Below are 4,183 nucleotides of genomic sequence, written 5' to 3' on the forward strand. Positions count from 1 at the left end.
CCTCCACCCGCTGCTCGAAGGCCTCCACCAGGAGGCGGCCCACTGAATCGGCCAGGGCCGGCACCTCAAGACACAGGGCGGCCATGGCGGCGGCGGCCTCCTCCCGACTGCTGAACAGGCTGAAGTCGAGCCCAGTGGCCTGCTGCACGAGCTCATGCATGGTGGCCCGCCGCCAGGGGGGGGTGAGGTCGATCGTGCTGCCCTGGTAGGGGATCACGGTGCCGCCGCACACCTCCTGGCACACATGGGCGATCAACGCCTCGGTGAGCTCCATCATGTCGGTGTAGTCGGCATAGGCCTGGTACACCTCCACCGAGGTGAACTCCGGGTTGTGGCGGGTGCTCACCCCCTCGTTGCGGAAGWTGCGGCCCAGCTCATAGACCCGCTCGAAGCCGCCCACCACCAGGCGCTTCAGGTGCAGCTCCGTGGCGATGCGCAGGGTGAGCGGCAGGTCGAGGGTGTTGTGGTGGGTCTCGAAGGGGCGGGCATCGGCGCCGCCGGGCTGGCTCTGCAGCACCGGGGTCTCGATCTCGAAGAAACCGCGCTCGTCGAGCCAGCGGCGCAGGGCGCCGATCGCCCTGGCCCGGCGCCGGAAGGTCTCACGGGTGTGGGGGGAGACGATCAGATCGAGGTAGCGCTGGCGGTAGCGCTTCTCCACGTCCGCCAGGCCATGCCACTTGTCCGGCAGGGGCTGCAGGGCCTTGCAGAGCATGGTCCAGCCGGTCACCTTCACCGAGAGTTCGCCGCGGTCGGTGCGGCGCAGGCTGCCCTCCACGCCGATCAGGTCGCCGGCATCCACCAGGGAGGTGAGCTGCTGGAAGGCCTCGGGATCGCTGGCCGCCAGGGTGGCCTTGTCGATGAACAACTGAATCGGGCCGCTCTCATCGGCCAGGGTGAAGAAGGCGAGCTTGCCCATCACCCGGCGGGTCATCACCCGACCGGCCACACACACCGGGGTCCCATCCTCGGCGCCGTTGGCCAGGTCGGCGTAGGTGGCCTGCAGGTCGGCCGTGCGGTGGGTGGGGGCAAAACGCAGCGCGTAGGGCCCCTTGCCGAGCTCAGCCAGGGTGTGGGCCTTCTCCAGGCGGGTCTTGCGCAGCTCCGACAAGGGGATGAAGATCTCAGCTGGCAGCCATCCTGCAGGAGAGGAGCCCAGCTGCGGCTGGGCTCAGCCCGCGGCGCTGAGGCCCACGTCGCCAAGGCGCTGGGAGGCGTAGCCGGTGCCCCGCACCGTGAGGATCAGCTCCGGGTTGCGGGGATCGGGCTCCAGCTTGCCCCGCAGGCGGGCCACGTAGACATCCACCACCCGCAGGTCCGCGGCGCGGCGGGGCGGATAGCCCCACAGCTGCTCGAGGATCTCGGCCCGGGGCACCACCCGGCCGGGTTCGCGGAAGAGCAGCTCCAGCAGGCTGAACTCCGTGTAGGTGAGGGCGATGCGGTCGCCTTCGCGGGTCACCTGGCGGCGGTTGGTGTCCACCACCAGGTCTCCGAGCCGCAGCACGCCGCTGCCGCTGGGCAGCTCCCTGGGCTCACTGGCAGCCGAGCCCCGGCCCACCCGCCGCAGGATCGTGGCGATGCGCGCCTCGAGTTCCTTGGGGCTGAAGGGCTTGGGCAGGTAGTCGTCGGCCCCCAGGTCGAGGCCGGACACCCGCTCGGCGATGGCATCGAGGGCCGAGAGAAAGATGATCGGCACGCACGACTCGGCCCGCAGCCGCCGGCAGACGGCGAAGCCGTCGAGCTTGGGCAGCATCACATCGAGCACCACCAGATCGGGCTGCTCCTGGTGGAAAAGCGTGAGGGCCTCTTCGCCGTCCTCAGCAGAGAGAACGCGGTAGCCCGCCAGCTGGAGACGCATCAGCAGCACCCGCCGCACGGCCGCCTCGTCGTCGACTACGAGCAGCGTGGCCTTGGGCTCCGCTGGCGTGATCGACATGTCCGCGGAGGGCATGGGCGCAGCGCCTGGGGATGAAGAATCGCAACCATACCCCTGAGAGAGGCGAAAGGTCATCCCCCAGATCGGCTCCGGCAGTTCCGTTCTGCCCAGGCTTAAGCATTTCTGCAGAAACAGACAGAAGGGGGCGCTGCTGCTACAGGGCTCAGGGCCAGCGGGACGCCGCGTAGCGGTCCCACTCCTGCCGCGCCGCCGCCAGGGCGGTGTCGCTGTCGCTCTGGCCCAGCATGGCGCGCTGCAGCTGGGTATAGACGATCGTCTGCAGTCGTTTGATGCCCGGGATCGCCGGCACCAGCACCTGGGCCCGCTCCAGGGTGGTGGCCGAGAGCAGGCGGGCGTTCTCCACCAGCTGCTGCTCGGCGGGGGCGCCGCTCTCCTGCTGGCGCAGGCTGGCCTGCAGCCGCTCCAGGGCCGCGACGGCCGAGGGCAGCACCCGGGCCTCCTCAGCAAAGCGGTATTGGTTGTCGGCGTTGGTGAGAAACAGGCCGAAACTCACCGCCGCCGCCGCCATGGCGCTCTGCTTCGGCACCACCAGATTCATCACGGCCACGTTGGCGGCGCCATCGGCGCCGGTGAGGGGTGGGAAGGGGCCGGTGCGCGCAGCGATGCCGGGGGCGTTGGTCTGGAGGTTGCGCAGGAAATCCGGCCCGGTGGACACCTGGGCGAGATCGCCCGACTGGTAGAGCTCGATGGCGCGGCGGTAGCCCTGGCTCACCACCTCGCGGGGCAGCAGACCCCGGCGGTAGAGATCACTCCAGAACGCAAAGGCCCGTCTGCCGGCGGGGCTGTCGAAGGCGGCCCGGCGGCGGTCATCGAGCAGCCGCACGCCCATCTGCACCATCGACTCGAGCAGCTCGGCCGAGTCGTCGGGCACCACGGTGGTGAACAGGGCATAGCGGCCCGTGCGGCGCCGCACCGCCTCGGCATAGGCGGGCACCTGGTCCCAGCGGCTCGGTGGCGCTGCATAGCCCGCCTGCTGCAGCAGCTCCCGGTTGGCCATCGTGATCCTGGCCGTGAGGTACCAGGGAATGGCGAACTGGCTGCCGTCCTGCTGCCCCGCCTGCCAGATCCGCGGCAGGTAGCGCTGCTCGGCCCCCGCCGGCAGCACGGGCTCCAGGTCGAGCAGGCCCCCCTTGCTGGCCAGGTTGGCCGCGAAGGGGGGGTTGAGGTTCACCAGATCCGGAGCGGTGCGGGCGAACACGGCAGCCAGCAGCTTGCGCTCCACCGAGCCCCAGGGCACATCGGTCCAGCGCACCCGGATGCCGGGATTCTGGGCCTCCCAGGCCGCGATCACAGCCGCCAGGTAGTCGTTGAAGCGCGGGGCCAGATCCAGGGTCCACACGTTCAGTTCGCGCCGGCCATCGGGGCCGACTCCACCGCCGCCGCGGCCGCCGCAGGCCCCCAGGGCTCCGCTGAGCCCGGCCGAAGCGCCGGCCATCGCCAGCAGTCGCAACAGCTCGCGCCGCCTCAAGGCCATCGGGTTCCGCCTCCCATCACGTCACTGCGCAGTCCAGGAACCTGCAGGCGCCAGAGCAGCAGCTGCAGGGAGCACAGCATGGGCGCCAGTAGGGCGGTGAGCAGGGTCTGGGCCATGAGCACGTGCAGGGGAGCCGCGCCGAGCTGGCCCGCCAGGTGCTGCTGCAGCATCACGCTGAGGCCGAGCAGGGCCGTGCCGAGCAGGGCCAGCAGGCCGAGGTTGAAGCTGCGCTCCAGCCGGGGATGGCGGCGTCCCAGCCGGCCCCACCACCAGCCCAGCAACAGCAGCGCCGGAATCTGGCTCACAGGGCCGAGCTGCAGGGCATCGAGCATCAGGCCCAGCATCAGCCCCGCCAGCATCCCCGACCAGGGCCCATCCACCAGGGACCAGGGCAACAGCCAGAGCACCGCCCAGCTGGGACCCACCCCCGCCAGCTGCAACAGGGCCTGAGACCCCAGGCTGAGCAGGGGCACCAGCAGCAGCGTGGCGGCGCACCAGCGCTGGCGAGCCAGGCCGCTCATCGGCCGGTCTCCGCCCGGGCGCCGCTCACTGCGGCCTCACCTGCACCCAGTCCACCGCGTCCAGGGGGGCGCTGAGCTGCACAACGGCCTCCGGGGCCGGCACCGCGTCCTCATCCACCGTCTGCACCACTCCCACGGTGAGGTTGGGGGGCACAAGGGTGCTGGCCGGGGAGGTCACGATCACGTCACCGGGCCGCACCGTGAGATCCCGATCGATGAAGCGCAGCACGGGCC

General features: G+C 70.8%; 5 protein-coding genes. All 5 read right to left on the bottom strand.

The window, feature by feature from the left end; genetic code table 11:
• Positions 1-1,108, bottom strand: a 1,108-nt coding sequence (locus IQ216_RS12050) for an amino acid--tRNA ligase-related protein (RefSeq protein WP_193815646.1), incomplete at its 3' end; no start/stop codon positions are given.
• A 60-nt stretch (positions 1,109-1,168) separates the two neighbouring features.
• A complete protein-coding gene (rpaB, locus tag IQ216_RS12055; protein WP_228007455.1) occupies positions 1,169-1,948 on the bottom strand; it encodes a response regulator transcription factor RpaB in 780 nt (259 codons plus the stop codon).
• Positions 1,949-2,096: 148 nt separating this feature from the next.
• Positions 2,097-3,428 carry a sugar ABC transporter substrate-binding protein gene (locus tag IQ216_RS12060; protein WP_370561616.1) on the bottom strand — a complete coding sequence of 444 codons (1,332 nt, stop codon included), beginning with the start codon at positions 3,426-3,428 and terminating at the stop codon, positions 2,097-2,099.
• Positions 3,419-3,949: a rod shape-determining protein MreD gene (gene mreD, locus IQ216_RS12065; protein ID WP_193815648.1), complete on the bottom strand. Its 531-nt coding sequence runs from the start codon at positions 3,947-3,949 to the stop codon at positions 3,419-3,421. The genes IQ216_RS12060 and mreD overlap by 10 nt, the downstream gene beginning before the upstream one ends.
• A gap of 25 nt (positions 3,950-3,974) precedes the next feature.
• Positions 3,975-4,183, bottom strand: a 209-nt coding sequence (locus tag IQ216_RS12070; RefSeq protein WP_304523984.1) for a rod shape-determining protein MreC, incomplete at its 5' end; no start/stop codon positions are given.

The organism is Cyanobium sp. LEGE 06143, assembly GCF_015207535.1.
In the GTDB taxonomy this organism is placed as follows: Bacteria; Cyanobacteriota; Cyanobacteriia; order PCC-6307; family Cyanobiaceae; genus NIES-981.

Excerpts from the sequence above, each read along its gene's own strand:
- rpaB (WP_228007455.1), bottom strand. The coding sequence starts at position 1,948 with ATGCCCTCCGCGGACATGTCGATCACGCCAGCGGAGCCCAAGGCCACG.
- IQ216_RS12060 (WP_370561616.1), bottom strand. The coding sequence starts at position 3,428 with ATGGCCTTGAGGCGGCGCGAGCTGTTGCGACTGCTGGCGATGGCCGGC.
- mreD (WP_193815648.1), bottom strand. The coding sequence starts at position 3,949 with ATGAGCGGCCTGGCTCGCCAGCGCTGGTGCGCCGCCACGCTGCTGCTG.